Below are 26,129 nucleotides of genomic sequence, written 5' to 3'. Positions count from 1 at the left end.
GCCTTAGTAGACAAACTCGCCAGCCTTGATCCAATTCCTGGTGCATTAGAACAACTGCTGTGGCATTTCGGTAACAAACAAGTAGCTGAAGTCACAGGTCGTAGCAAACGAGTATTGAAAGACGAAGCCGGACGCTTGTTTGTGGATTCACGGGGTAGTGGTGCCAATATTGCTGAGACTAACGCATTCATGGCGGGAGATAAGCAAATACTCATCTTCAGCGATGCAGGTGGTACAGGCAGAAGTTATCATGCTGACTTAAATGCTGTAAATCGTAGAAGGCGATCGCACTATTTACTCGAAGCTGGTTGGCGTGCTGACAACGCAATTCAAGGCGTTGGGCGCACTCACCGTACCAACCAAGCTTCTGCACCAGTCTTCCGTCCTGTGACTACTAACGTGCGCGGTGAACGCCGATTCATCAGCACCATTGCTAGACGGCTGGACAGCTTGGGCGCACTCACCCGTGGTCAGAGGCAAACTGGCGGTAACGGTATGTTTGATGCCAAAGACAATCTAGAATCGAACTATGCTGAATATGCTTTATACGAGTTGTTTAAGCAGATTTTTCAAGGTCGATTTTATCAAGTTCCTCTGGGGAAGTTTGAACAGATGACAGGACTCTCGCTCACTTCCACTGAAGGTGGAATGAAGATAGACCTCCCACCCTTGCGACAGTTCCTCAATCGCCTGCTGGCTTTGACAATCGGGATGCAAAATACGATTTTCGAGCGTTTCGAGTTGCTATTAAGTCAACAAATCGAGACTGCGATCGCTAATGGTGTGTTTGAAGTTGGAGTAGAAACACTTCGGGCTGATAGATTTAGTATCGAAAGCTGTGAATCAGTTTATACTCATCCTCAAACTGGTAGCGTAACTAATTACTTAAAGATTGAGCGTGTCCAAAAGAACAACATCAAAACGGCTGATGAAATGCTTGAGTTTGTTGTTAAGTATCAAGGGCAACTCATGATCAATGAGAAATCCGGTAATGCGGCTGTGAGCATTCCTACACACAGCTTCTTTGATGACCAAGGCGGGGTGATTCCAAGAGTTCTACTTGTTCGTCCACAGAAAGAAACGCGTGTCCCTGTCGATAAGTTGGAATCGTCCACTTGGAAGCAGGTTTCGGCTGATGCCTTTGTTGCAGCTTGGTCGAAGGAAGTTGACCAATTGCCCAGATTCACTACTGATTATATTCACCTTGTGACTGGGATATTGCTGCCAATCTGGAAAATGCTACCCCAGAAGAACAATCGAGTATATCGGTTGCAGACCAGCGATGGCGAGAAAATTCTGGGTCGGGTGGTCAGTGCAGTAGATATTCAATCTGTGGCTGAACAACTCGGACTTAAGAACAAGCTGTTAAGCCCACAGGAGTTAGTCTCTTTAGTGCTAAACGAAGGCTATTCCCAGCAGTTACCGGGTGGCGTTACTTTACGGCGTTCTTATATTGCCACAGAACCTCGCATAGAACTGGTTAATGCTATCTCGCTGGCAGAGCGACTGTTAGCTGTGGGTTGCTTCACCGAGATCATCAACTGGCAAAAGCGTGTGTTCATTCCGGTTTCAGACAAAGCGCCAGCTATTCTAGCGGCTGTGATTGAAATCTTGGGATAAGTCAAAAGCTGATGTATTTATTAGATACATCAGCTTTTTTTCGCTCAAACAATAGTGTGTTTTTATTGTACAAAATGAAGGTAATTATACGTAATAGCTCTGACGTGGAATACCTAGAATGTAGAAAAATGAAGAGTCACAATAGCAGTGACGAGCGTATGCTTTAGCAAGTAGGATAGATTTTGGGGTGCTTCACCAGATAAGGAGAAACTAAGCAGTATATGTTTAAGGGCGTTCAAGCTATATTTTTTTTCGTAGATGATGTTGTTGCAGCTGCTCAATGGTATGGCGAGCTTTTAAATATACCAATGAATTACTTTTATATAGAAAATGAAATACGGGGAGCATTGATTCATGTTGGCGGCGTTGAGATGTTTTTCCATCTGGCAGATGAAAAAATGCGTCCGGGGAACGCAGGTCAAGTAGCGTATTGGCGTGTAGACAACTTTGAGCAAGCATTAGATTATGCCCAAAAGCATGGTGCAAGGCTTTATCGAGGCCCTTTGGCAATTGAGGGGCAGCAAGCAATTTGTCAAATGTGGGACCCATTTGGAAATCTTTTTGGTATGCAGGGTAAAACCTGGGTCTAATCCAGGTGAAAGAATCTAGAGCGGTAAAACTTGTTACTCCCGGTTCGCCCATTTTAAATTGAGTTAGAAAAAAGCTGAACGATTTAATAGGGGTTCCACCTTATAATACAAATGTACTCTAATTCCGACTTTGTGCGATCGCATAAAAATAGAGTTTTTAGAGCAGGGTGGTAGTTCAACGTAAATTTAGAGGAATGGCTAAAACCATTGCTACACCTAGATTTTCTGTTTTTCGGCAATTTCTCGAACTCCAAAAAAAATAAGCGAACCGGGAGTCGTTAGAGGTAGGTTGGAAGTATAGTAAACTCGTTTGATATTTTTTAAGACGCATACGTAATTAAGCCTTTAGTCTCTACCTCTCCAGTTAGTTTTGCCGTTCTAGCATTTTTTAGCGATCGCAGAAGTTTTCTGTCTACTGAAATTTTGATGACATAAATAGTCTATTTTATTAACTAATAAAATTTTCTCGATAGTTAAAAACTGGATACTAGGCATTTCTATTAAAGCATCAAAAAATATAGATGATAGATTGCTGCAATTAACTGGCTGCAATTAGGGACAAAAAGAATTCATTTATATGTAATTTTAGCTTTATCAGTGTTAACAACATAACTTCCTTCTTGACTAAAATAAATACAAATTAAGCAACTATGGGGCTGAAAGCTTAATTTATAACTAAAATCACAAATCGGGAGGAAACTGGTAATGGATGGAAAGCAAAGACACTATAACCACCAAGTTGAAATTACAGATTTAATTCCAGAATTAGTAGAAAATGCAGTTGCAAGACGGAGCCAAGCTCTACAAGAAAATGCTTTGTCAGATTTGTCTGATGAAGAAGCAAAAAATGTTGCAGGTGGTCAAATTATAGTGGCTGGTTTCAAGCCTATTTTTCCGCCAATTATAATTGGGTTAATTGCTGTAGACCCTAAATTACTAGCCTAACTATCAGCCATAAAATGTAAAACGTATTTTTGGCTGGAGGCTCAATTGGTAGAAAATGTTGCGAATAAAAGCACGCTTTGCCCCAGTGCTAGACCAGAATTAGAGAATAGTATTGTCTTCGGTTTAGTTGGTGGAACGGTAACAGAACCTCGTGTAGTTTATCTTCAACAACCACTGCCTGTAACTGATGAACTGATAGCAAAAGCTAACCCAGTAACACCAGCAGAAATTTTTCGGACGGCAGCACCTTGTGCGGCTAAAGGTTGTCAGCATTTTGATGGACATGATTGTCGTCTAGCAATGCGAATTGTAGAGAAATTGCCTGCTGTTGCAGAACAACTGCCTCCTTGTTCCATACGCCGAGATTGTCGTTGGTGGCAGCAGGAAGGTAAGGTTGCTTGTATGCGTTGTCCACAAGTAATTACAGATAACTACAGCTCTTCTGAATTCATCCGTCAGGTGGCAACACCAACAGATTAAGTCAGTTTTTTTAACTAACTTAATGCTGCTATTTGTTTAGGCAACGTAAGGGGAAAATAATGTCTTTAGAAAATGTTAAAGCTTTTTACTCAAGACTTGCTAATGATGAAGCTTTCCGCATTACAATGCAAGGTGTAAAAAGTAAGGATGAGTGTAGCCAAATAGTCAAAGAAGCTGGCTATGATTTCACTCAAGAACAGTTTGAAGAATACACCGCTCAATTGTTGGAACAAAGTTCTGATAATGATAGCGAAATTAGAGATTTAAATCAGAAAGAACTAGAAGCTGTGTTTGGTGGGGCTTCATCAATCATTGGAAAGCCGATTATCAGACCGCTCTATGGCGTAATTGTCTGGCCGCCTGTGCAGGCAATGTATGGAGTTGTGATCAGTGACAACATATAGTAGGCTTCGACCCTACTGTTACTGAGTTAATAGCTCAATTCTTCTGGTAAAGAACAACAAGATACCTGACTTCTCAAAAAAGTTGGGTATCTAAACCTCCTAAATTTTATCAATCAAATAAGACACGTATAGCAGCTTTATTATCAAATTACCTCAACCATATATCCGATTGGTACAAACTAAACATTGCATTTTGATTACCAATAACCAGAGGAGAGTATTATGTCTTTAGAAAATGTCAAAGCTTTTTATGCCAGACTCGCAAATGATGAAGCTTTTCGCAATCAAATCCAAAATGTGAGCGATAAAGCTGAATGTAGTCAAATAGTCAAAGCGGCTGGTTATGATTTTAGTTCTCAAGAATTGGAGGAATACACTGCCTATTTATTAGAGCTAGGTAATAACGATGGTGAACTCAGAGACCTCAACGAAAAAGAGGTAGAAGCCGTTTTTGGTGGCGCAACTGCGGTGCTGCAATTATTACCTTATTTGCCGATATTGCTATATGGAGTTGTACCAATCAAATATCTATACTGATTAACATTTACTATGCAGACCAAAACGTATTTGCATATCTTTTCCCTTGCCTAAATAACATATTTGAGGATGTATTCATGAGTTATCGCAGAATTAGTTATGCAGTTTGGGAAATTACTCTCAAGTGCAATCTAGCCTGTCAACATTGTGGTTCTCGTGCTGGTCATACAAGAACAAAAGAACTTTCTACTGAAGAAGCTCTTAATTTGGTCAAACAAATGGCAGAAGTCGGGATTGCAGAAGTAACTCTCATTGGGGGTGAGGCTTTTTTACGTCCTGATTGGTTGGAAATTGCTCAAGCGATTACCTCTGCTGGAATGTTATGTGGGATGACGACTGGAGGCTATGGTATCACTGTTGAAACAGCACGCCGGATGAAGGACGCTGGAATTAAAGTAGTTTCGGTATCAGTTGATGGCTTAGAAACGACTCACGATCGCCTGCGTGGTAGAGTAGGTTCTTGGCAATGGGCGTTTAAAACCATGAGCCATCTCAAGGAAGTTGGGATTCCCTTTGGTTGCAATACCCAAATCAATCGTCTTTCTGCACCAGAATTTCCTCGCATATATGAGTGCATTCGTGACGCAGGTGTTTTTGCATGGCAAATTCAGTTAACTGTACCTATGGGGAATGCTGCTGATAACAGTGAAATTTTACTGCAACCATGCGAATTACTAGATGTGTACCCGATGATTGCTCGTGTTGCTCAAAGGGCAAAACAAGAAGGAGTACAGGTTCAAGCCGGAAACAATATCGGCTACTACGGCCCCTATGAGCGACTGTTGCGTGGAGGAGAAGCTTGGTCTTTTTGGCAAGGTTGCAGTGCTGGACTATCTGCACTAGGAATTGAAGCGGATGGCGCGATTAAAGGTTGTCCTTCATTACCTACATCAGCTTATACTGGCGGCAACATCCGCGACTATTCACTGCGGACAATTATTGAAGAGACAGAAGAATTACGCTTTAATCTGGGTGCTGGTACTCCTAAAGGAACCGAACATTTGTGGGGTTTCTGCAAGAGTTGCGAATTTGCTGAACTATGTCGGGGTGGTTGCAGTTGGACTGCTCATGTTTTCTTTGATAAACGAGGTAACAATCCTTACTGTCATCATCGTGCATTGACTCAAGCAGAACGTGGTCTGCGAGAAAGAGTGTTTCTCCAACATCAGGCAAAAGGAACCCCCTTCGATAATGGAGAATTTGGCTTGATAGAGGAACCAATTAATGCGCCTTGGCCAGAAAATGATCCGCTTCATTTTACTGCTGACACCATTCAATGGCCACAAGGTTGGGAAGAATCACAGCCAGTAGCATCTTTGATTAGTTCGAGCCATTAAAACTGATGAAAATCCATTCAGATCAAAAGATTATGTCTAGTAGTTCTCAACCTCCAGAAAATACTACTATTCCCAGCAACATAGAACCATCTACTGATGTTTCTCAGACTCAAGTAGAACCTTTACCTACTTTATTACCTCGTTCTGCTTGGGATAGTCAACTAGCTTATTTACGAGTTGTTTTTAGAGCGAAGAAAGCTTTAGATCGAATAGAACAAGATGCTACTTTGAAAATTTAAAGTGGCATAATTTGAGTTTTGATAAACAAAAATTGACAAAATATTTAGATAGCTTCATCAGTTATGACATTTCTATTAAATTCTCACAATGTTGTCGAGTATTTAGTTGCCCAAGGTTTATGCAGTCAATCGGAACAGGCACTGAAAGTAGAGCCAGTGACCGCGAAAAACTTTAACTTGTTAGTAACTTTTCCTGAGCGTCAGCTTTTGGTGAAACAGGAACGGCATAATCAAGATGGGAAAGTTTTTGGTGAGTTTCAGCGTGAGTGGAGAATTCAAGAATTAGTACAACAGTTTCCCCAACTGCATCACTTTTGTTCTTGGCTTCCAGAAGTACTGCATTTTAATCAGCAGAACTCCATTATAGTCTTTAGGTATTTAGATAATTATCGAGATTTAATGGATTATTATGCTAAAGAAAATAACTTTTCCGGTGAAATATCTGCAACGATTGGTACTCTTCTAGCAACTATTCATCGTGACACATTTAACTGCACGGAATATCAGGATTTTTTGGAATTAAATCAGGAGAATTTAACAGTTTTTCAAGTGACAAATTTGATCCAAGGATTGGAACGAATAGAACCAGAAATTTTTGGTTTAGTTCCTGCTGATGCCTTAAAGTTTTTTGCCCTGTATCAGAGGTATGATAGCTTAGGGCAAGCGATCGCGCAATTAGGTAATGCTTTTACTCCCACTTGTCTGACCCATAATGATTTGAAGCTGAATAATATTCTTTTGTGCAAAGATTGGGAACAATCAAGCCAAGGTATTATCAGATTAATTGATTGGGAACGTTCGGCTTGGGGAGATCCAGCCTTTGATTTAGGCACAATCATCAGCAGCTATATGCAAATCTGGCTGAGTAGTTTAGTTATTAGTAAATCTTTGAGTATTGAGGAATCTCTGCGTTTAGCAGTAATACCTTTAGAGCAACTTCAGCCTTCCATTGGTAAATTAAGTTTAGCTTACTTAAACACATTTCCCACAATCTTAGAACATCGCCCAGATTTTTGGCTGCGGGTAGTGCAATTTGTAGGTTTTGCTTTGATTCAACAAATTCACGCAATGATTCAGTATCAAAAATCTTTTGGTAATACTGGCATTGTTATGCTTCAGGTGGCTAAGACTTTGTTATGTCGCCCCGAACAATCAATGTCAACTATTTTTGGTACTAGTGCTGCTGAATTAATGTATGCCTAGTGTTGTTTAAAAGTTTGATTTTAAAAGATTATGCAATTACTTGATTTTACACAAACTCAGTTAGAAACTGATGTCAATAAGCAATTAATGAATGTTTTGGCAGAGATTGCTCATAAAGTGGAAATTCAACCTAATTTCTCTATTCAACATCCAGACTACAAACCGTTAGAACTGCCATCTGAAATAATTGAACGTTTTCAAAAAACACCAAAGGAAATTCAGCAAAAATATATCAGTTTACAATTACGAAGTTTTCTCTATGGTATTTATTACAATGGTTCTATGCAAAGTGCATTGGCACTAGATGGGGAGAGAAATAATCTAGCCTTAGATTTAGAGAATAATACTTTCTTGGGTGTAGATTTGGCATTTTATGAGCGATTACATCAAAACAATTGTGGAGAAGGTTATTTTGATGCTGGTTGGTCTGTTATTAAAGAAGAAAGCGATGGTATTTTAGTCGTTACTAAAAATGGGTTAAGACTGCATATTCAACGAATTAAGCATCTACAATCATCTGAAAAGGCAGCTTTAATAGGTGATTTAGTAGCTATTAAGATGCCTAAAAATCTCGTGCAGAATGGCTTCTACATGGCAGTTAGCAATGTAGGATTAAATCGAATTGCAGATTTAAATAGCCAACCCGTGACTGTACGTATCTACTTCAATTTGACTCCTGAAGGTGCTGTGGCGGTGATGAATAGTCTCACCAAGCAACTGAATGCGATCGCGATTCCTTTTAGCTTTAAAGTTCTGTACAACCCGGATGATTATCAACGCTATGATTCTGGAGTTTTGTATTTTGATCAAAGGGATTATCCAGGTGTGAGAAAGATTGTGCAGCAAGTGTATGATGAGATGCAATCACATTTTCAGCCAGAAGTTCCTTTATTTACCAAACGCCTAGCACCAGGATTGGGATTAGCTGAAGAACCTAACCAAAAATTTGGCTCTCAAGAAAGTTTTGGCATGAATCGCTGTCAGATTGTGACAAATGGATTGTTAGAAGCTTGGTATCAAGGTGAAAATTCACCAGAGAAGCGGCTGAAAGCTATCTATAAGCAATTTTTGCTGTTGAGTATTGACTTACAACATCCTTATCTCAACGCCAATTCAACATATATATATTAGAATTCAGGATGATTTAGTTTAACTCTGTTTTCTAAGCAGTCTTCAAGAATTTGCTTTTGCATTTTCAACAAATTCCTACTCTAAATTAACGTGTGCTTCCCTTGGACACTCACGTTAAATTTGTCTTAGTCAGCCGAAGAAGATTCTTCGGCTGACTTTTTATTAAGCATAATATTGAGTTGATTCATCAACTATATATAAAAGCCTTGACCAGAAAGAGTTTTCGACTTTTGGGGTTTTATTTCAGGAGTAAAAAAGTCATAACTATAATAGTTATGGCATTAAATTATAGGGATATTACTAAAACATTTGACTATGGATTTTAAAGGTATATCTTAACTAGAAAATATGATTGTTTTTGCACAAATTATTGGCGTTGATTTGTAATTTTTTTGTCTCCTTTTTACTAACTAAACCTCTAGAAAATTTCTGATTAATCATAGATGATATAAAAAGACAAGGGACTTCAAAGTCTAGTCTTAACTAAAACGATTCAACTTAGGAGTACATTTCAAGATGGCTGCTATTGCAATTGCTGATTTGCGTCCTGCTGGCTCTGAACTTCTTTGCGATCGCGAAAGCTTTATGGATGAATTGTCTGAGGGAGAACTCAGCATTCAAGGTGGCATCACTCCAGCTGCTTTTTGGGCTTCTGTAGCTGTAGTAGGTGGTGCGGCTGTAATCAGTGGTGCTGTTTCTGCGGCTGTTGCTTACTTCTCCAAGTAGCGATCGCAATTTTGCACCATTTTCAGTGCAATCTAATCAGCCTCACAATTTCTGTTTTTGTCTGTCTCTGGAGGCTGCGGCAACCAGATGATTAATTACCTTTTAACCTGAATTTAAACTAACTTTTGGAGGTCATTCATTATGGCAACTATCAATATCATCGATTTACGTCCTGCTGGTTCTACCTTGTTTTTCGATGGAGAAAGCTACTTAGAAGAACTATCTGACGATGTAACAAACGGAACTCAAGGTGGTATTTTCATTACCTTGATTTCTCCTGCTTCACCCCAGATTGGTGCTGCTGCTGTAGGTGCGGCTATAGGTTCTGCTGCACTAACTTACAACATTGTTAAAAATTGGTAATACTTACCAGTTAACCACTTAGCATAACTAACTAGGGCTAAAGACATTGGACTCAAACCTTTGTCTTAGTCCTAGTAATCAGCTATATGCTTAAGTAAAAGCCTTACTTACTTTAATCAACAGGAGATTAAGGTTATGAAACGTCATTTTTTTGACTTTGGAGACCAGCAATGGGCTATAATCGGCGCTTTAACCGTCCTAGCAATGGTTTTAGCTGCAAATGTTGGGTATTTTATAGTCAGAGATATTGTTAAAAAATCCGATACCCGTCATGAGCAAGTCAGCAGACAAATCGATCAAGAAGAGCAAAATAATAACCCAGATATGAATGATCGCTCTCGTTGAATCAAAACTGATTCAAATATTTTGATGATACTTACATAAGTAACTATTCATCTAGAGAGTTGGATGGCCTATATCTATTTACATCTCCCTCCTAATGATTGATTCGAGCCATCCTTCTTTAAAATTCAAATCTAAAGACATTACGCCCCGTTAAACCTATGAAACTAACCGATATTGCACCGCCTCAAGCAATTTTAGAAAGCGAAGTTAATCATGGGACGGATAAATATTTAGAATCTGACTTGCCATTTTATCGTCAACTAGGGCGGACTGATTTAACGGTCAGTTGTCTCGGCTTGGGCGGTGGTGGTGGTATTTCCAGCGAGGATACTCTTTACGCCTTCGACAGAGGAATTAACTATTTTTTTTACTCTAGTGACCTCCACCATCATATCTATAGTTCGATGTCTGGAGCATTGCGTCAATTATGTGGGCGTGGTTCCTCGGTACGGGAAAAAGTGGTGCTAGCAACGGTGACTTATATCAAGAGTCAGGAAATGGCGATCGCTGCTTTATTAGATCAATTCATGGAATTAGGGATCGACTACATTGATGTATTTTTTTGGGGCTGGATTGGTTCCAATGATGAGTCAGCTTTACACAATTGCTTACAACTTTCACCCGATTTAAGAGGCCCTAATAGCGTTTATCAGCGCACCATCGAAAGAATGTTTGAGACCTCGGAACGCCTCAAAAAAATGGGAGTAGTCCGTTATATAGGCGCTTCTTTCCATGACTTGAATGTAGCTCAACAATGGTTGCATAGTCCCTTGTTAGATGTAGTCATGGTCAGACATAATATCGCCCATCGTACCGCCCAAGATTTAATATTTAATCAATTAGACCCTCAAGGCCAGACTCGACAAGGTATTGTCACATTCAAGACGGCTGGCTCGCACACAGGTTTCTTGGGGAATGTCCCAGCAGGTTTACCAGAAGCTTGTTGGCGGCCTACTGTCCCCGATTTATACCGCTATTCTTTAACGCAAAACTGTGTCGATGTTTGCTTAACAGGCTTGACTCAGCGATTGGAAATTGATCAGGCGATCGCCGCAGTCCAACAGGGAAAACTCACTCCTGCGGAAATCGACTACCTGAATTTGTACGGTGATTTACATCGTAACAAGCTGAAAATTCATGAAGTCTTACCTCAGCAATTGATATACCAAGCTGCACGATAAACTCCAGACTCTTAACAACCAAACTATGAAAGAAACTTTAGAAAAAACTCAATTACAGCCTCTACAAAAAATTACATTTCCAGAAATTCCTCCAGCAACAGAAGCAGAAGTTATTGCTTATCTACACCGTTCTTTCCAAATTGCTGAAATTGCAGTCAAAGCTGAACGAGATGCACTAATTTTAAATATCTGTGAGCAGTTGAATCTGACTGCTTCCGATGAAGAATTACAAGCAGGTGGAGATAAATTTCGTTTAGAACACAAATTATTAGGAGCTTCTGAGACTTTATCATGGCTTTCTGTTCAACGTATTACAGTAGAAGATTGGTCTAATGGCATCAAATTATCTTTATTAACACAGAAGCTGAAAGAATTACTTTTTGGAGAAATTGTTGATAATTACTATATCCAAAATCGTCAAAATTTTAGACGGATAGCTCTATCTCAAATTCTAGTGCGAGAACTAACACAGGCACAACAAATAGCCTATCAAATTCAAGAAGAAAATGCTTCTTTCTGTGCGTTAGCACTAGAATATTCCAAAGGTAAGCAGTCTAAAGAAAATGGTGGCTTTGCGGGAATTCGCTTTTTTTCAGAACTCTTACCGGAAATTGCAGCAGCTATTTCTCAAGCAAAAGAAGGAGAACTGATAGGACCTGTTCAAACAACACTTGGTTATCACATTATTAGAGTTGAAAAGTTATTTCCTCTTGAACTTACTGAATCCCTCAGAGAAGAAGTTTTAGAATCATTTTTTCAAGCTTGGTTACAAGGACAATTAATTTTTGTGCTTCCTGGTAACTAAAAGCTTTAATAGTGTTAGTCATCAAAAAACAGGAGCTTAGGTAACTTAGCTGCTGTTTTTTATTGGAAGTTTAACAAAGTATTCACTATTTCCATTCTCTAAGCCAATACAGTCCAGATAAGACCAAAACATTTGTAGAGACGGCGATTCATCGCGTCTCGAAAACCCACAATTTTGTACGATTAGCCCTTAACTGAACGGTATTGTTTTCTAAGCTACTTGTTTATCTAAATTAAGATTCATGACCATTTTATGTTCCTGAACTTGTTGTTTTAGCCATTCAGCAAATAAATCTGACAAAATGATCGCGCGTAGTTTCTCATCTAAATTGGGCTGAATAAGTTCTTCTACAAAAATCAAATGCACTCCCTTAGAAGTCAAAACTGGCTTGATAAGTTGGGGAGGTTTCGCCGCAAAAACAGCAGTAGAAACTTCTGGCTTTAAATCTTTGCGACGCAATATTCCTCGATACCCTCCTTGACGACGTAATTCGGTATCTTCGATGTATTTGTGAGCAACATCATAAAAACTTATCTCACCTTCTTGAATTGCATAAAAAAGTTCTATTGCTAAATCCTCGTCATCTAAGATAACTTCATACATAATCACACTAACATAATCTAGTTGATGTTCAAAAAACCAAGGTTCAACTTTATCAGCAAACAAATGACTGGCTAATTTACCAGAAATAAAAGTTGTATAAACAATATGCTCAAAATCATCTAAAGAAAGATTATGTTTTTCCAGCCATCCCCAAGTATCTTCAGCACTGTGAAGTTGGTAGACTAACCTAAATTTATCTGCTGCTTTCTGGAGTTCTTCCGATTCTATTTCGATCCCAACTTCTATAGCACTATTTTCAATAATCTTGCGACTAATAATTGCTTCAGTTAGTTCAGGAATTTTACAAGTTAGCCTAACTTGGTCAAGAATGTCTTCACTAGTGATAGTAATGCTTTTTGACATAATATTCTTCCTCAATTAGCTACATGAAGTTAAATCCAAATAACTTATTTTTCTTGTTTTTAAATTTCTTTACAATTCTACTCCACCCTGCTGTAACTTCTTAAATGGATCGAGTAGAAAATCGATGATTCGACGCTGGCGCACAATTATCTCCGCTGTTGCTGTATCTCCTGGTCGCAATGCAATACACTTATTACTTGTAGATATACAATGCTTGTTTAGAGAAATTTCTAAATCATAAGCTGCTAACTTTCCATTAGCTGTATCCATCTCTAAACTAGTAGGAGAAATTTCTGTTAATTTACCTTCAATAACTCCATAATCCTGAAAAGGATAAGCATCAAATTTTAACTTAACAGGTAATTCTGTACGTAAAGAACCACTTTCATTGGTTGCTATTTGCGCCCGAATTATCAAAGGTGAACTCAGAGGTGCAATTTCCGCAACCATTGTTCCCTGCTGCACCACAGAACCAGCTTTTTGGATAGGTAACTGAAATATAGTGCCATCCTCTGAAGCTTTTAAAACTCGTTGTTCTATCTGAAACTCTAAGGACTGAATTTGACTTTTGCTTTGAGCAATTTCTGCTTTTAGTGATGTAATCTCTGTATCTAAGTTTTTTAACTGTTCCTCAGTTTTCAAGATGGCAAGCTTACCAGAATGAGTCAATGTCTGGTAACTTCTTTGTTGTTCTTTTAATTGCAACTTAGCTAGTTCAATATCTGTGGCTGCTTGTTGCAGAGTGCGTTCATAACTACTTCGCTGTTCTGCTAAACGCAACTTAGCTTGCTCAATATCTGACTTTGTTTGTTCATATATTTTTTTTTGTTCTTGAACTAAATCTTGTTTTTCGACAAACTTAATTTCTGGAACAACCTGTTGCTGTAAAAGTTTACGGTAGCGTTCAACTTCACGTTGAGTACTTACAAAACTATTCTCTACCAACCTATTAGCAGTATGACTATGTTCAAGAACTTGTCGTGCTTGATTGACTTGAGCTATTTTTTCTTCTTTTTTTAAGTCGGAAGAATTTGTAGTAGCACTAAGATTTTGCCGTGCTTGGTCAATTTGAGCCTGCTTCTCCAACTCTTGAGCTTGATTTTGTTGTCGTTGGGTTGCCAAAGCTACTACTAACTGATTTTTCAATAAATTAAACTGCGAAAGTCGATTTAATTGCCCATCTAACTTATCTTGTGCCTGTTGCAATTCTGCTTTAACTAATTCAGCTTCCAACACTAATAGAGTTTGTCCTTTTTTAACTAGCGCACCTTCTTTAACCCGAATTTCTGCCACCGTTCCCGGTACAGCAGCATCTAGCTTCACGGTTTTCCCTTCAGGCTCAAGTCTTCCTCTAGCCACACCTGTTTCATCTACTTTCGACAGCATTGCCCAAGGTAAAACTGTAGATACAAAGACCACCAAAAAATACAGTAATCCTCTTGTCCAAACCTTGGGCAAGCTATCAAGTGAACCTTTAGTTATATCAGACCAATCATCAGTTGATATAACTGGTATATTGGAAGTTAAATCTTTATGATTAAGCTCATTTGTAGTGACTTGAGAAGTGATTTTTTCATTCAATACATAGTCATGAGTTTCGGTAGGAACCTTTCCATTGAGTGTGTTTGGCATGATTTTGATAACAAAAATGAATTTTAGACTGGGAAATAACTAATTACTATAGGACTCCTATTTGATTTTTGAACAAGACTCAGTACAGATATATGCCTTCTTTCCTGTTCCCTATTCCCTGCCCACGCAAGTAAATTCAGGAATCAAACCGGATTCCTATATTGCCTACAGAGGTATCTAATTGCTGTTGATTAAGATAAAAGTAATGACCTCGCTTTGCCATCAACTCTGAGTGAGTTCCTTTTTCAATCAACACACCTTTATCTAGCACCAAAATTAAATCTGCATTTCGTACAGTCGAAAGACGATGAGCGATAACTAAAGTAGTCCGCCCTTGAAGAATTGTGTTTAAATTACTCTGAATAATTCTTTCTGACTCTGCATCTAAGTGAGAGGTTGCTTCATCCAAAATTAATAATTTAGGATTGCCTAATAATGCCCTGGCAATGGCGATGCGCTGTCGTTGTCCACCAGATAACAATCCTCCACCTTCACCGATTTGGGTTTCATAACCCATCGGTAGTTTTTTAATAAAATCGTCTGCACCTGCTAATTTTGCAGCTTCTATAATCTGTTCTAAACTTGCCCCAGGATGCCCTAAACTAATGTTTTCTCGAATGGTACCACCAAACAAAAATGTATCTTGGTCAACTACTCCAACTTGATGACGGAGAGAACGTAAGGAAATACTGGTAATATCCTGCTTATCGATTAATATTTTGCCATTCGTGGGAGGATATAAACCCAATACCAATTTAGAAATTGTTGTCTTTCCCGAACCACTGCGTCCAACTAAGGCCACCATTTGTCCCTGCTGGACCTCAAAATTGAGATTTTCTAGGACATTAATATCGCTTTCTGGATGATAGCGAAATGTCACATTTTCAAAACGAATTTCACCCTTAATTGTTGGTAAAGATTGTCTAACTTGATGTTGTAAATCTTCTTCTGGTTCCGTATCTAAGACATCGTTAATACGTTCGGTGGCAATCACCACTTCCTGTAGTTGATTCCATAATACTGTTAAGCGTTGAAAGGGGGTAATAATAGTACCCAAGAGCATATTAAATGCTACTAATTGCCCAACGGTTAACTGATTATGAATCACTAAATGCGCTCCAAACCATAACAAAACAGTTGTGGCTACTGCTTGAATGGTGTTACTGAATATTTGCAAGCGATTGCTAATAATTTGGCCAGAAAAGTTAGCTTTGATTTCTTTATCTAATAATTCTTCCCAATGCCATCTTACTGTTTGTTCTACTGCTGTAGATTTAACTGTCCTGATACCAGTTAAGAATTCGATTAGATAACTACTTTCATTGGCATAAGCATTAAAGATTTCTCTAGAAATCTTCTGTAAAAAGGGTGTAGCGATTAATGCTAGGAGGAAAAAAGGCGGTACTATGACCAATGAAAGCAGTGCCATTTTCCAACTGTACCAAAACATTAATCCTACATAGATAAATACAGTTAATAAATCTAGTAGGATAGACAACGCCTCACCCGAAAGGAAGCGTTGGATTTTGCGATTTTCTTGGACGCGAGAAAGAATATCCCCCACGTAACGAGACTCAAAAAAGCTTAAAGGTAGCCGCAAGGAATGGCGAATAAACGCAACTATCAGTGCTAAATCAACTTTATTCGCGGTATGGTCAAGGAGATATTGCCGCAATCCTGTCATTGCTACGCGGAATAGGCTAAAAATCAGTAACCCTAATCCTACGGCTGTCAAGGTTAATTCTGATTGCTGTACGACTACCCTGTCTAAAATTAGCTGAGTGAAGAGAGGGGTGATGAGTCCAAATATCTGGATAAACACTGAGGCTACAAATACTTCCAGCATGACTAATCCATGAGGTCTCATTAACTCAAAGAATTGCCAGAAGGGAGTTGTAGCTTCTTTGACATCTTTTAAAAAAGCTGTAGGTTGCAGCAGTAGTGTATAACCAGTCCAGTTAGCTTTAAATTGTGAGTGGCTGAGAGTAATCTGACCAATTGCTGGGTCTGCAACTATAACGTGTTTGGATGTGATTTCATAGACAACGATGTAGTGTTTTCCTTCCCAATGTGCGATCGCAGGTAATTGTTGTTTGGCTAACTTATCAAGACTAGCTTTTACAGGTCTTGTCGTAAAGCCAATACTTTCTGCTGCAACTGATAATCCTCGTAGTGAAGCACCATTTCGGTCAACATTCGCAATATCTCGCAGGCGATTGAGGCTAAAGCTTTTTCCCCAGTAACGGGACACCATGACTAAACAAGCTGCACCGCAGTCTGATGCACTTTGTTGAGCAAAAAACGGATAGCGTTTAATGACTCTTTGCAGTAAGTGTCCAACTCGTTGCGTCGGATTAGGAAAATAAGCTTTGCTAATCTTTTTTTGGGGTTTTGGCTCTGTTGTTAGTGTTGGTAAAAGATTTGTTGGGAGAGCTGTGTAGGAATCAGTAGCTGGTTGTGGGATGAGATTGGAGTTAATCAACAAATTACGCTTGTGCGCTTTCTCCCGTAAATGTTCTCGGATTTGAGGATACTTATCTATTAAGGAAGATAAGACCTCACCCGGAACAAAGCATAGTTGCAAATCAACACTTGCTCTTGCTGCATAAGGCTGGAAACGAGCTTCGGGGAACAAGGTAAATTCGCCAAAAGAATCTCCTGTTTCGAGAGTTGCAATTAATTCACCAGCCTCGTCTAACAACCTGGTTTTACCACTAATCACAATGTAAATGCCAGGTTGAACTTCAGTTCCTTGCCAAAACTTTCCGACTTTTGGCTTTAAGGATTTAAATTCTCGGCAGTATTCTTTCCATTCTTGTTCCGCCAGAGAGTAGCCCAAAGAGTTGTTCAACTGTTGTAACGAAACTAACTGCTCGGATAGATTTCCCGCCATGAATATTTAACTCCCTACCCAATGTTTCTAAGTTAATAGGCAGAAATCCCTTATCATCCGCGATGTTTTCGGATTTAAGGTCGTGAATCAAGATTTTGGAACTTTTAGTTTTCTCGGTTGTGGCTTGTGATATCTGATTTTGTTTTGGTATGGTCGATAATCCCATTTGTTTGAGCAGTCGCTTGATTTGGCGATCACCCACTTCAATCCCCAATTCTTTCGCTAAATGTTTGCTCAACCAGTTCACTGTCCAACGCCTAAAACAATACCCATAGTCGCGGGGACTGTGGCTTATCAGTTCTTTTAAACGTTCTGAATAGACCTCATTCACTGTTTTTGGACGACCAATTGGACAATCTTGCCATTGGTGCGCCATACCAGTACGTGCTATGTGCGTCCAATGTCTGACTGTTGCTGCACAACATCTTAAGGTTTGACAAATTTCAACTTGAGATTTTCCCTGATCTGCTAGCAGCATAATTTGAATGCGCTGGCGGTATTGGTTAGGCAAATCTTCTTGTAAACTCTTTTGCAGCAATTTGCGCTGAAAAGGCGTTAATATCTGCTCTTGCAGATCGTTGCCTTTGCAAGTAATTTGATTATTCTGCTGTGACATATTTAGTAATCGTCTGGAGAATCGATTTAGCTAAATAACTTTTAAAAATCTTGAACTAACACATGAAATAATTTTTTGGTTCGCCTTATCACATGAATGATGTAATAATGCCCATTATTCTCATTCAACTCTACTGTTGTCAAGTTAAAAATAGGTAAAGATGTCTATAAAATTGACTTAAGCACTTAAATAAAACAAAAAGCAATTATAAAGAAAATATTAAAAAAACAGTCTCCTCAACCTGAAATTGGCGACAAGTTAGATAAAATAATTTCCAATCCCCATTAACTACCAAAGTTTTGCATTTACTTTATAAGTTAAGTTTAAGTTAAGACTAATTTAATTTACTCAGAAATATTAAAAATGAAAAACTACTCTTGCTTTCACTCTTGTGATGTTTTACATTAATATGTGCATTCTATTATGAATTAATAAGTAGAATTCAGGGGGTGGTCCCTTTGACTACGATGATTAACCAAGATTTTCTACAAACTTTAGCAACTGCAAACGGTGTATCTAATCTTGAACTAGATGTTTTGGTTTTAGCAATGAATGGTGACTCAACCACAGCAATTGCACAGAAGTTGAAAATTAGTGAAGATGCTGTTCGCAAGAGACTAAGCGAAGTTTACCGTAAATTTAAGATTCCAGGTAATGGCCCTGTAAAATTAACCAAATTACAGCAGCTTCTAGTATCTCAATATCAACAATATCTAGCTCAAAATTCTTCAGACTCACCTAGTTCTCGACAACAAGATATCAATCCTTACCAAATTTGGAGTGGAGCGCCTGATGTCTCAGATTTTTACGGTCGTACTGAAGAACTAGCAACTTTAGACCAATGGATTTTTAGCGATCGCTGCCGCATAGTAGCATTGCTAGGTATGGGAGGAATTGGTAAAACCTATTTGTCTGTAAAGCTAGCAAAACAAATTCAAGAACAGTTTGAATATATTATCTGGCAATCACTACATCACTCTCCATCAATTAAAGATGTTTTAGCCAATGTCATTACAGTTTTATCTTACCCGCAGAAAATTGATTTACCGGAAGCTCTCGATCAAAGAGTTTCATTATTAATTAACTATTTGCGTGAACATCATTGTTTGCTAGTACTAGATGCTGTGGAGATAGTTCTAGATAGTAGTGCTGCTTTTTGGCGCTATAACAATGAATTGGAGGGATATGGGATACTATTAAGACGCTTGGGAGAAGAACAGCATCAAAGCTGTTTGTTAATGACGAGTATAGAGAAACCTAGAGAAATTGCGCTCTTGGAAAGTTCAACAGGTTTTGTGCGTTCATTGGAAGTAAAAGGTTTGAAACCAGAAGCAGCAAAACAAATTTTGCAGAGTAAAGGTTTAACCGGAGAACAACAATGGTCAGAGTTGATCCAAACTTACCGGGGCAACCCATTAGCCTTGAAAATAGTTGCTACAACTATTCAAGATGTATTTAGCAGCAATGTTAATGAATTTCTTAAGTATGAATTCTTAGTAGTGAGTGATATGTTTCGAGAAATTCTGGATTGGCAGTTTAAACGCCTGTCAAATCCAGAAAAGGAAATTATGTATTATTTAGCTAAAGAAAATAATCTAGTCTCAGTTCAGAATTTACAACAAGCTCTGCAACAGTTAATAACTACCTCAGAGTTAGTTATGGCTTTAGAATCTCTGGGATGGCGATCGCTGCTTGAGAAAGTTCAAAGTCATAATGAAGATACAAGTGAAACTCTTTTCTCACTACAGCCTGTTGTCAAAAATTATGTTAATAAATTAATGGCTTTACCAAGAAAAGAGAATAGGCATGAGTGATGCTATATCAACACTCTCCTTACGGTGAGGACAAAAGAAGCTTATCCAACATCCGTTCAGCAGCATCTAGATTCAGTAGACTGAAAACTTTTGCGATCGCGCATAGAAAGATACCTTTGAAGGAGGCAGATAGCGAGCGCGAGTGCGTCTCCAAGACTCGCTATCTGCCTCCTGCCTTCTTGGATAATTTCGCTAGTTTTTTCAATACAGTCTTTGTAGTTAGGGAATATGCTTTACAAATGACAATATTCCCTACTTTGTTAAACTTAACTTTAGGTTAAGCTTTAACCTTTTTGTCTAATGTTAACTTTTTCTTCATGAACCAGCTAATGCTGCAAGCAATGAAACTGCCACCTAAGATTGTAGGCTCAGGAACTTGCCTATAAGTAACTTTACCTGAGCCAATTTGGATATTCTCAGCAGAAGTAATTGCAAAATCATATCCATTAATGTCGTATGTGATCGAGCTTGAAGGATTAGCTTTATCGGGGAAGACATATTGCAATCCAACAGATTCGATACCTGTTAAGAACGTGGTTGGAAATACAATGGGATATCCTGGATATTCAGTATCATCCTTTTCGGTGTAAATGTTAGGGTCGTTGTCGAATTGAAAATTTAGTGACTTAACTATTACTACCGGAATATTATCCTCACTAAAAGTTGAGTCATCGTAGCTAAAAAAGCCTTCTCCCTTAGTTATAAAACTATCAACACTGAAGGCGTAATTAATAATTGCAGCAGATGCAGAATTAGCTCCTGTAGCAGCAAAAATTAGGGCACAACTAGTAGAAAGTATTAATTGCGAAACCAATTTCATCTCAACTTTCCTCAAGGTAGTTTTCTACAAGCAATGTTCACATAAAATATGTAATTAGGCTTGATATAATTGCTAATTGTCTATGCTTTCCCTAGCCTCCTTTAAAAGGAGGTTAAGGAGAATCAAGCCTGATCATGATTAGTTTGCTTGAGCAGAGAGGTTATCTGTACTCAAACTCAATTTACCGAGTAGCTGCGCGCGATTTTGGCGAAGATCGGCATGGCTGCGCTCTGTTGGATAAGGCACTTTGTCGCCTTGAATGCCGGCCCAAAGTACGCGGTTGAATTTCTCAGGATTTAACTTATCTTCAACTTCAAAGTTAAAGTCTTGGGTTGCTTGCGCCCACCACTGTTTGTTACGCAGAGAGGGAATAGCTGCTGTCTTTTCTACATTCTTGTCTTGGCAAGCTGGTACTAGTTTAGGATCTACAGGATCAGTACACAAGTTACCTGGAACGACAGCTTTATAGGGGCTAAAGTTTGGTTCTCTAGTGAATGCATCTGACATTGGTTTGGCATTGGCATCAGTGATTCCTAAATAACCAATGTTCAGTAAATCTTCCATTGTCCGCACCAGGCTAACAGTGTTGTAGTTAGTGCTGACTACGACCTTTCGCTTAGTGTAAGGCGAAATAATATAGGCTACTGAGCGATGACTATCAACATGGTCAGGGCCGTTTTGGCAATCATCTTCTACAATAACGATCGCAGTCTCTTTCCACACAGAAGACTTGGAAATTTTCTCTACCAACAAGCCGACAGCATAATCGTTATCAGCCATTTGCAGTGGAACAGTATTCACCCCTGCTACAGCATTGGCAAAGTCGCCAAAGTGGTCGTGAGCTAGACGTACCATTGTCAAGTTAGGCAGTGTATTTTTCGCCAGATAGCTATCAATATCACGGGCAAATTCGTTGTAGAGATAGATATCTGGTTCTTTCTGATCGTATCCCCGGAAATAAATGTCGGTTTTATCCAACAGTACAGTTTTTGCTGCTACAGCTTGAGGAATGTTATCAGCAGCAGGAGTCGGGGAAATGGGAATGTAAAGTGGGTTGCTGGGATCGGGTTTTGTGGGGTCTGCTTGACTAGTGCTGTAGTTACCATCAACGTAGAAACCGTAATTACGTACAGTCTTACCAGCACGCAAAGCAGCATCCCAAAGATAACCACCAACAGCATTTGGTGATAGTTCACCATCGCCTGCGGGAGCGTTGACATCCTGATTTCCAGGTAAAATCGCAGATTTACCGGAGCCATCAAACACTCCTGTTACCCGTGTATTAAATTGGGAAGTGTTAGAGTTAGTTTGTGGTAGAGCAATATTGATATTACGGTTAAGACCTTCATAATCGTAGGTCAGACCGTTAAATCCAGCATTACCATAAAGTACCGATTGGGTTTTTTCTGTGTAATCAGTAGTCCGTCCGTAAGTAGACCAGTTCCAACCCACACCACTAGATTCACCAGAATCGTAGAAGTTATCAAAGGTGACAAAATCTAGAGCTAGCTTGTGATGGTTAGGTGAAATCGGTTCTGGAAATAAAGTTAATGCAGGGTCGCCGTTACCAACAGGTAAATCACCCAGAACTTGGTCGTAGGTGCGGTTTTCTTTCACCACATAAATAACGTGCTTAATCTTATCTTGCAAAAACCTCATTGTTCGGTCGGGACGACGATTATCAAAACCGTTGTTTCTATCTACCTGCTGTGACAGTGAAGCTAAAGTTCCACCTTGAGGAACTGGAATAACTGCAATGCCAGCTTTTTCTAAAGCCCAGTTGTACTCGTTTCTAAAACTAGTATTCCGGGCAAGTCCTGCGGGTGTGGTGCGGTTATTGGAAGGGTTGGGGCCGGAATTGCTCTTGGCGTTGACAACAAACAGCTTTTTACCATCTTTGCTGACACTAACAGAATTAGGATACCAGCCAGTGGGGATGCGTCCAGTTAACCGACTAGAACCCAAATCCACAACAGCAACAGCATTTTCACCACCTAATGTAGTGTAAAGTGTGCGTTGGTCTGGGCTGAGAGCCACAGAGTTGGGATTTGCCCCTTTGTATTGATCGTTGGGTCGAGACAGAGATATAGTCTGAACAACGCGATCACTATTGGTATCGATGACTGAAATTGAGTCACTATTACCGTTAGCTACGTATAGTTTATTTTGGTCAGCAGAAAGTAGGATTTTGTTGGGTTGGCTACCTACAGGTATGCGGGTAATTCTCTTAGAAGGAATAGTAACAGCTACTACTTCGTTATCGCGCTGACTACTTACGAAAACTTTGTCGGCTGTACCATTATTTGTACTCTTGAGGGCAACATCAAAAGGAAATTCCCCAGTTGCTATCTTATCGCCTGGTCTAAAAAACTTTATTTCTTGGAGTACCTGACGGTTAGCAGCATCAACAATTGAGATGGAGTCATTCTCAAAATTAGCAGCTATCAAAATATTGCCATCTTGACTCACATCCAGACCTGCGGCAACTGCACCTGTAGCGGCAGCACTAGCTGGTGTACCCTTCAACAAACCACCATCGTAGGCTGGGAAAGGGGCAGTTTGGTTAGAGTTGTGACCTAAGAGAATAAACGGTGCATCGGGTACGTATTTACTACCGTTAGAGGCATAAACATAAATGCGATCGTCAATACCACCGGATACATAAAAGCGTGAGCCATCTTTTGCCCACGCCAAACCATTGTAGGTATTGGGAATATTAATTTGTTGACGTTTAACTAACTTTCCACTACTGACATCGAAGACAAACACCCATTCAGCTTTAGGGGTAGTTGTACCAGTGGGTTTAGCAGTTAATGGGTCTAAAACAGGATAGGTGAGATTAGCACCAGTATTTTGATTTTTGAAGTTCTGGTTATAGCCACTCGTTAGTACCAGGAGAGTTTTACCATCGGGGCTGAGAGTGGTTGTGACAGCTTCAGCCGCATCAGCATTATTATCGGGACGCAAACCAGTAGCGAGAGGCGCAAAAGTAGAGCCTGGGGCAGCTGCGGGTGTAATCACCTGACCTGTGGGTAGTAATGCTCCACCTTCAGGTAGATTACCAACACGGCTAGTAGCAAGCTTGGCTGTAACTATTTGTATACTGCTTACTACGATCACCACTGCTACCAGCAGGCTAATTAGGAGATATCGCTTACGCTTGAAATTGAGCATTTGCTGTTCTCACACATTAAAATTTCTTGCCTACGCAGCCAATATTCCTATTTCCTAGTTAAGAGCAGGGTAAGGTGAGGTTACTTTCAGAGTAATTGGGATTGATGAAATGTTAAAAATTTAGTAGTCACTGCGCGTCTAAATTATATAAACACTTTTGATGTCGTTAACTGTTGACTGTTGACGGGTTTTCAGTCATCAGTCATCAGTCAAATGTACAATATTATTTGCGTAACAGTTTAGTCACTTAACCGATCGCTTCTTCTGGTTTTTGTAAACTAACTTGCCAGCGCCAAATTGCCGAGGCGATCACCATAGCTACACCCCAAGCTAAAGGCAACCAAATAATTGCCCAGTGACCACCAGGCCATTCCACATCCAATCCTGCACCCAGCCAATAAACACCAAATCCCATCAGCAGCATTGCAGCTACAAATTTCATCGGTTTGACGGGTACTTGCTGGAGTGGCGCTCTGAATAAAAAGGCAAACACAACTAAACTAAATGTTGCAAAACCAGCGCCGCTAATTGCTTCTAGCCATTCACTTTCAGCTGCACCCAAAGTTACAACTGCGATCGCTACTTCTACACTATCCAGCAACGCAGCCTTAAAGGTGGTGACAACAGCAAACCAATTCCAGCCAGATTGATTCTCATCTTTTGCTAGTTGCTCCTCCAGGCTATCTTCCCCGCCACCTTTACGCTTTTTGGGAAGACCGGCATAATACCTAACTATAGAACGTGTCCACTTTTGCCCAAAAAGTAGTAGTAAAACTCCCGCCACAATTCTGAGAATATCTACAGGTATCAGCGTCAAACTTTTTCCTAAGACCAGAGATAGCAGTAACGTCAAGGCAATGCCACCGCCTGAACCAACCAGGGCATTACGCCAACCTGCCAACCTGCCGACAACGATCACTATACCGAGAATCTCGACTAATTCAATTAAAGAGCTAGCAAAACTAGCGAGAACGATTTCCCAATTCATAATATTTTCTGTTAATTGTTGACTGTTGATTGTTGAACAACTTTAAGTTGGCTGTGTTTGCTATTGACAGGTTTACTTGTGTACCAATGGGTAAAGCTATGCTGGCTGGTGTTCGTGCATACAACTGCTTTCCAGAGGGAGTATACAAGCTATATCGATATTCATGTCCTAAAAAGAAACGTGTCTCAATCTTCATTGCACCATCACTAGCTGGGTGCAAAATAATGTCCTCTTCGCGGATCATTAAATCCCCTTTGTCTTGAAAAATCTTACTTTCCACAGCAAAGCATCCAATTTCGGTTGCCCAGCAATTTCCTTGCAACTGCGCTGGCAAAAAGTTGGCTTGGGTGACAAATTCGGCTACAAAGCGAGACGCTGGCTGATTATAAATCGCTTCTGGTGTGTCTATTTGCTCGAATTTGCCTTGCTGCATCACCGCTAATTGGTCAGCGATCGCTAAGGCTTCTTGTTGATCGTGGGTGACAAAGATACCCGATATACCTTTATTTTTGAGAATTCCTAAAACTTCCTCGCGCAATTTCAGTCGCACTTGTAAGTCTAGATTGCTTAGGGGTTCATCTAATAGTAAAAGTTTCGGTTGGGGAGCTAAAGCACGGGCAAGGGCTACCCGTTGTTGTTGCCCACCAGATAATTCATGAGGATAGCGCTTTTCTATTCCTGGGAGTCTGACTAACGTTAATAATTCTGCAACTTCTTGGCGGCGTTCACCCTTGGTGTTGGCACAGCCATCGCTTTTTTTTTTCATCCGCCGCAAACCAAAGGCAATATTCTCAGCCACCGTTAAATGTGGAAACAAAGCATAATCTTGAAACAGCATCCCAAAATTGCGTTGCTCTGGCGGTATCCACTGACCATCACCCGCTACTAATTGTCCAGCAATTTCTACAGTTCCCGTCTGTGGCGACTCAAACCCAGCAATAATTCTAAGGAGAGTAGTTTTCCCGCATCCAGAAGGTCCCAATAACCCCAGAACATCCCCTGGTGCTAACGCCAAACTCACCCCAGCCACCGCCGGAGCATTCATTTGAGCAAACTTGAGGGTTACATTGTCCAACCGTAAAATTGCTGGTGCAGCCATTGAGTTATCCTTCCGTTTTAAAAATAAGGAGTGGGGGAGATGGAAGAAATGAGGGAGATAGGGATAGCGCTATCAAGGTAAGTTTTATTTTTATTACCACCTCTGAACTCGACAGTTGAGCCTTTGAATTCGGCAGTTGAACCTTTTTACTCGGCAATTGAGCTTTTAAACAAACCGAGAAAGCTAAAATCTTCCTCATCTCCCTCTGCCCCCTCCCTGCC

26 protein-coding genes are annotated in these 26,129 nt (G+C 39.8%); 17 read left to right on the top strand and 9 right to left on the bottom strand.

Annotated features, from left to right (window positions below; all coding sequences use genetic code 11):
- From GNF10_RS21205 to GNF10_RS21135, 15 genes are all read left to right on the top strand, one after another.
- Nucleotides 1–1,620: strawberry notch C-terminal domain-containing protein (locus GNF10_RS21205; RefSeq protein ID WP_185607222.1), on the top strand; the 1,620-nt coding region annotated here is incomplete at its 5' end.
- A 221-nt stretch (nt 1,621–1,841) separates the two neighbouring features.
- Entirely contained in the window at nt 1,842–2,210 is a 369-nt protein-coding gene (locus tag GNF10_RS21200; protein ID WP_185587427.1) for a VOC family protein, read from the top strand.
- A gap of 705 nt (nt 2,211–2,915) precedes the next feature.
- Nucleotides 2,916–3,155 carry a hypothetical protein gene (locus GNF10_RS21195; RefSeq protein WP_185587425.1) on the top strand — a complete coding sequence of 80 codons (240 nt, stop codon included), beginning with the start codon at nt 2,916–2,918 and terminating at the stop codon, nt 3,153–3,155.
- A gap of 45 nt (nt 3,156–3,200) precedes the next feature.
- Nucleotides 3,201–3,635 carry a nitrogen fixation protein gene (locus GNF10_RS21190; RefSeq protein WP_185587422.1) on the top strand — a complete coding sequence of 145 codons (435 nt, stop codon included), beginning with the start codon at nt 3,201–3,203 and terminating at the stop codon, nt 3,633–3,635.
- Between the two features lie 59 nt (nt 3,636–3,694).
- Nucleotides 3,695–4,039 (top strand): Nif11-like leader peptide family natural product precursor, encoded by a 345-nt coding sequence (locus GNF10_RS21185; RefSeq protein ID WP_185587420.1) that lies wholly within the window; start codon nt 3,695–3,697, stop codon nt 4,037–4,039.
- Between the two features lie 222 nt (nt 4,040–4,261).
- Nucleotides 4,262–4,576, top strand: a complete 315-nt coding sequence (locus GNF10_RS21180) for a Nif11-like leader peptide family natural product precursor (protein WP_185587418.1) — start codon at nt 4,262–4,264, stop codon at nt 4,574–4,576.
- Nucleotides 4,577–4,653: 77 nt separating this feature from the next.
- Nucleotides 4,654–5,913 carry a nif11-class peptide radical SAM maturase 3 gene (locus GNF10_RS21175; protein WP_185587416.1) on the top strand — a complete coding sequence of 420 codons (1,260 nt, stop codon included), beginning with the start codon at nt 4,654–4,656 and terminating at the stop codon, nt 5,911–5,913.
- Between the two features lie 5 nt (nt 5,914–5,918).
- Nucleotides 5,919–6,152: a hypothetical protein gene (locus GNF10_RS21170; protein WP_260446315.1), complete on the top strand. Its 234-nt coding sequence runs from the start codon at nt 5,919–5,921 to the stop codon at nt 6,150–6,152.
- A gap of 63 nt (nt 6,153–6,215) precedes the next feature.
- On the top strand, nt 6,216–7,355 hold the full coding sequence (locus tag GNF10_RS21165) for an aminoglycoside phosphotransferase family protein (RefSeq protein WP_185587412.1): 1,140 nt from the start codon (nt 6,216–6,218) through the stop codon (nt 7,353–7,355).
- A gap of 30 nt (nt 7,356–7,385) precedes the next feature.
- Nucleotides 7,386–8,486 (top strand): T3SS effector HopA1 family protein, encoded by a 1,101-nt coding sequence (locus GNF10_RS21160; RefSeq protein ID WP_185587410.1) that lies wholly within the window; start codon nt 7,386–7,388, stop codon nt 8,484–8,486.
- A gap of 516 nt (nt 8,487–9,002) precedes the next feature.
- Complete coding sequence (locus GNF10_RS21155) at nt 9,003–9,212, top strand: hypothetical protein (RefSeq protein WP_185587814.1); 210 nt, start codon at nt 9,003–9,005, stop codon at nt 9,210–9,212.
- A 141-nt stretch (nt 9,213–9,353) separates the two neighbouring features.
- On the top strand, nt 9,354–9,575 hold the full coding sequence (locus GNF10_RS21150) for a hypothetical protein (protein ID WP_185587812.1): 222 nt from the start codon (nt 9,354–9,356) through the stop codon (nt 9,573–9,575).
- 135 nt (nt 9,576–9,710) lie between these two features.
- Nucleotides 9,711–9,920, top strand: coding sequence for a hypothetical protein (locus GNF10_RS21145; protein ID WP_185587810.1), 210 nt, complete (start codon nt 9,711–9,713; stop codon nt 9,918–9,920).
- Between the two features lie 158 nt (nt 9,921–10,078).
- Complete coding sequence (locus GNF10_RS21140) at nt 10,079–11,101, top strand: aldo/keto reductase (RefSeq protein ID WP_185587808.1); 1,023 nt, start codon at nt 10,079–10,081, stop codon at nt 11,099–11,101.
- Nucleotides 11,102–11,126: 25 nt separating this feature from the next.
- On the top strand, nt 11,127–11,906 hold the full coding sequence (locus GNF10_RS21135; protein WP_185587806.1) for a peptidylprolyl isomerase: 780 nt from the start codon (nt 11,127–11,129) through the stop codon (nt 11,904–11,906).
- 210 nt (nt 11,907–12,116) lie between these two features.
- Here the strand turns inward: GNF10_RS21135 and GNF10_RS21130 are convergent, their stop codons facing one another.
- The 4 genes from GNF10_RS21130 to GNF10_RS21115 form a co-directional block, all read right to left on the bottom strand.
- A complete protein-coding gene (locus tag GNF10_RS21130; protein ID WP_185587804.1) occupies nt 12,117–12,872 on the bottom strand; it encodes a peptidylprolyl isomerase in 756 nt (251 codons plus the stop codon).
- Between the two features lie 69 nt (nt 12,873–12,941).
- Entirely contained in the window at nt 12,942–14,504 is a 1,563-nt protein-coding gene (locus GNF10_RS21125; protein ID WP_185587801.1) for an HlyD family efflux transporter periplasmic adaptor subunit, read from the bottom strand.
- Between the two features lie 136 nt (nt 14,505–14,640).
- Nucleotides 14,641–17,397, bottom strand: a complete 2,757-nt coding sequence (locus tag GNF10_RS21120; protein WP_185587799.1) for a peptidase domain-containing ABC transporter — start codon at nt 17,395–17,397, stop codon at nt 14,641–14,643.
- Entirely contained in the window at nt 17,291–18,013 is a 723-nt protein-coding gene (locus tag GNF10_RS21115) for a helix-turn-helix domain-containing protein (RefSeq protein ID WP_185587797.1), read from the bottom strand. The genes GNF10_RS21120 and GNF10_RS21115 overlap by 107 nt, the downstream gene beginning before the upstream one ends.
- Nucleotides 18,014–18,480: 467 nt before the next feature.
- Here GNF10_RS21115 and GNF10_RS21110 point away from each other — a divergent pair, with 467 nt between their 5' ends.
- Together GNF10_RS21110 and GNF10_RS21105 are read left to right on the top strand one after the other, a co-directional pair.
- On the top strand, nt 18,481–19,827 hold the full coding sequence (locus tag GNF10_RS21110) for an NB-ARC domain-containing protein (RefSeq protein ID WP_185587375.1): 1,347 nt from the start codon (nt 18,481–18,483) through the stop codon (nt 19,825–19,827).
- On the top strand, nt 19,827–20,108 hold the full coding sequence (locus GNF10_RS21105; RefSeq protein WP_185607221.1) for a hypothetical protein: 282 nt from the start codon (nt 19,827–19,829) through the stop codon (nt 20,106–20,108). Before GNF10_RS21110 ends, GNF10_RS21105 begins: the two co-directional genes overlap by 1 nt.
- On the opposite strand, the gene GNF10_RS21100 is transcribed toward GNF10_RS21105, so the two are convergent.
- The 5 genes from GNF10_RS21100 to GNF10_RS37955 all read right to left on the bottom strand — a co-directional run.
- Entirely contained in the window at nt 20,105–20,647 is a 543-nt protein-coding gene (locus GNF10_RS21100; protein ID WP_185587373.1) for a PEP-CTERM sorting domain-containing protein, read from the bottom strand. The two genes, GNF10_RS21105 and GNF10_RS21100, sit on opposite strands and share 4 nt — an antisense overlap.
- Before the next feature lie 138 nt (nt 20,648–20,785).
- Nucleotides 20,786–23,821 (bottom strand): bifunctional YncE family protein/alkaline phosphatase family protein, encoded by a 3,036-nt coding sequence (locus tag GNF10_RS21095; RefSeq protein ID WP_185587371.1) that lies wholly within the window; start codon nt 23,819–23,821, stop codon nt 20,786–20,788.
- Nucleotides 23,822–24,068: 247 nt separating this feature from the next.
- On the bottom strand, nt 24,069–24,809 hold the full coding sequence (locus tag GNF10_RS21090) for a COG4280 domain-containing protein (RefSeq protein ID WP_185587369.1): 741 nt from the start codon (nt 24,807–24,809) through the stop codon (nt 24,069–24,071).
- A complete protein-coding gene (locus GNF10_RS21085) occupies nt 24,784–25,908 on the bottom strand; it encodes an ABC transporter ATP-binding protein (RefSeq protein WP_185587367.1) in 1,125 nt (374 codons plus the stop codon). The genes GNF10_RS21090 and GNF10_RS21085 overlap by 26 nt, the downstream gene beginning before the upstream one ends.
- 4 nt (nt 25,909–25,912) lie before the next feature.
- On the bottom strand, nt 25,913–26,129 hold a 217-nt coding region (locus tag GNF10_RS37955), incomplete at its 5' end, for a hypothetical protein (protein ID WP_221644652.1).

This window comes from Nostoc sp. UCD121 (assembly GCF_014222285.1).
Lineage (GTDB): Bacteria > Cyanobacteriota > Cyanobacteriia > Cyanobacteriales > Nostocaceae > Nostoc.
Note: the sequence above shows the minus strand (reverse complement) of the source record. Positions and strands in the feature narration are given on the sequence as shown.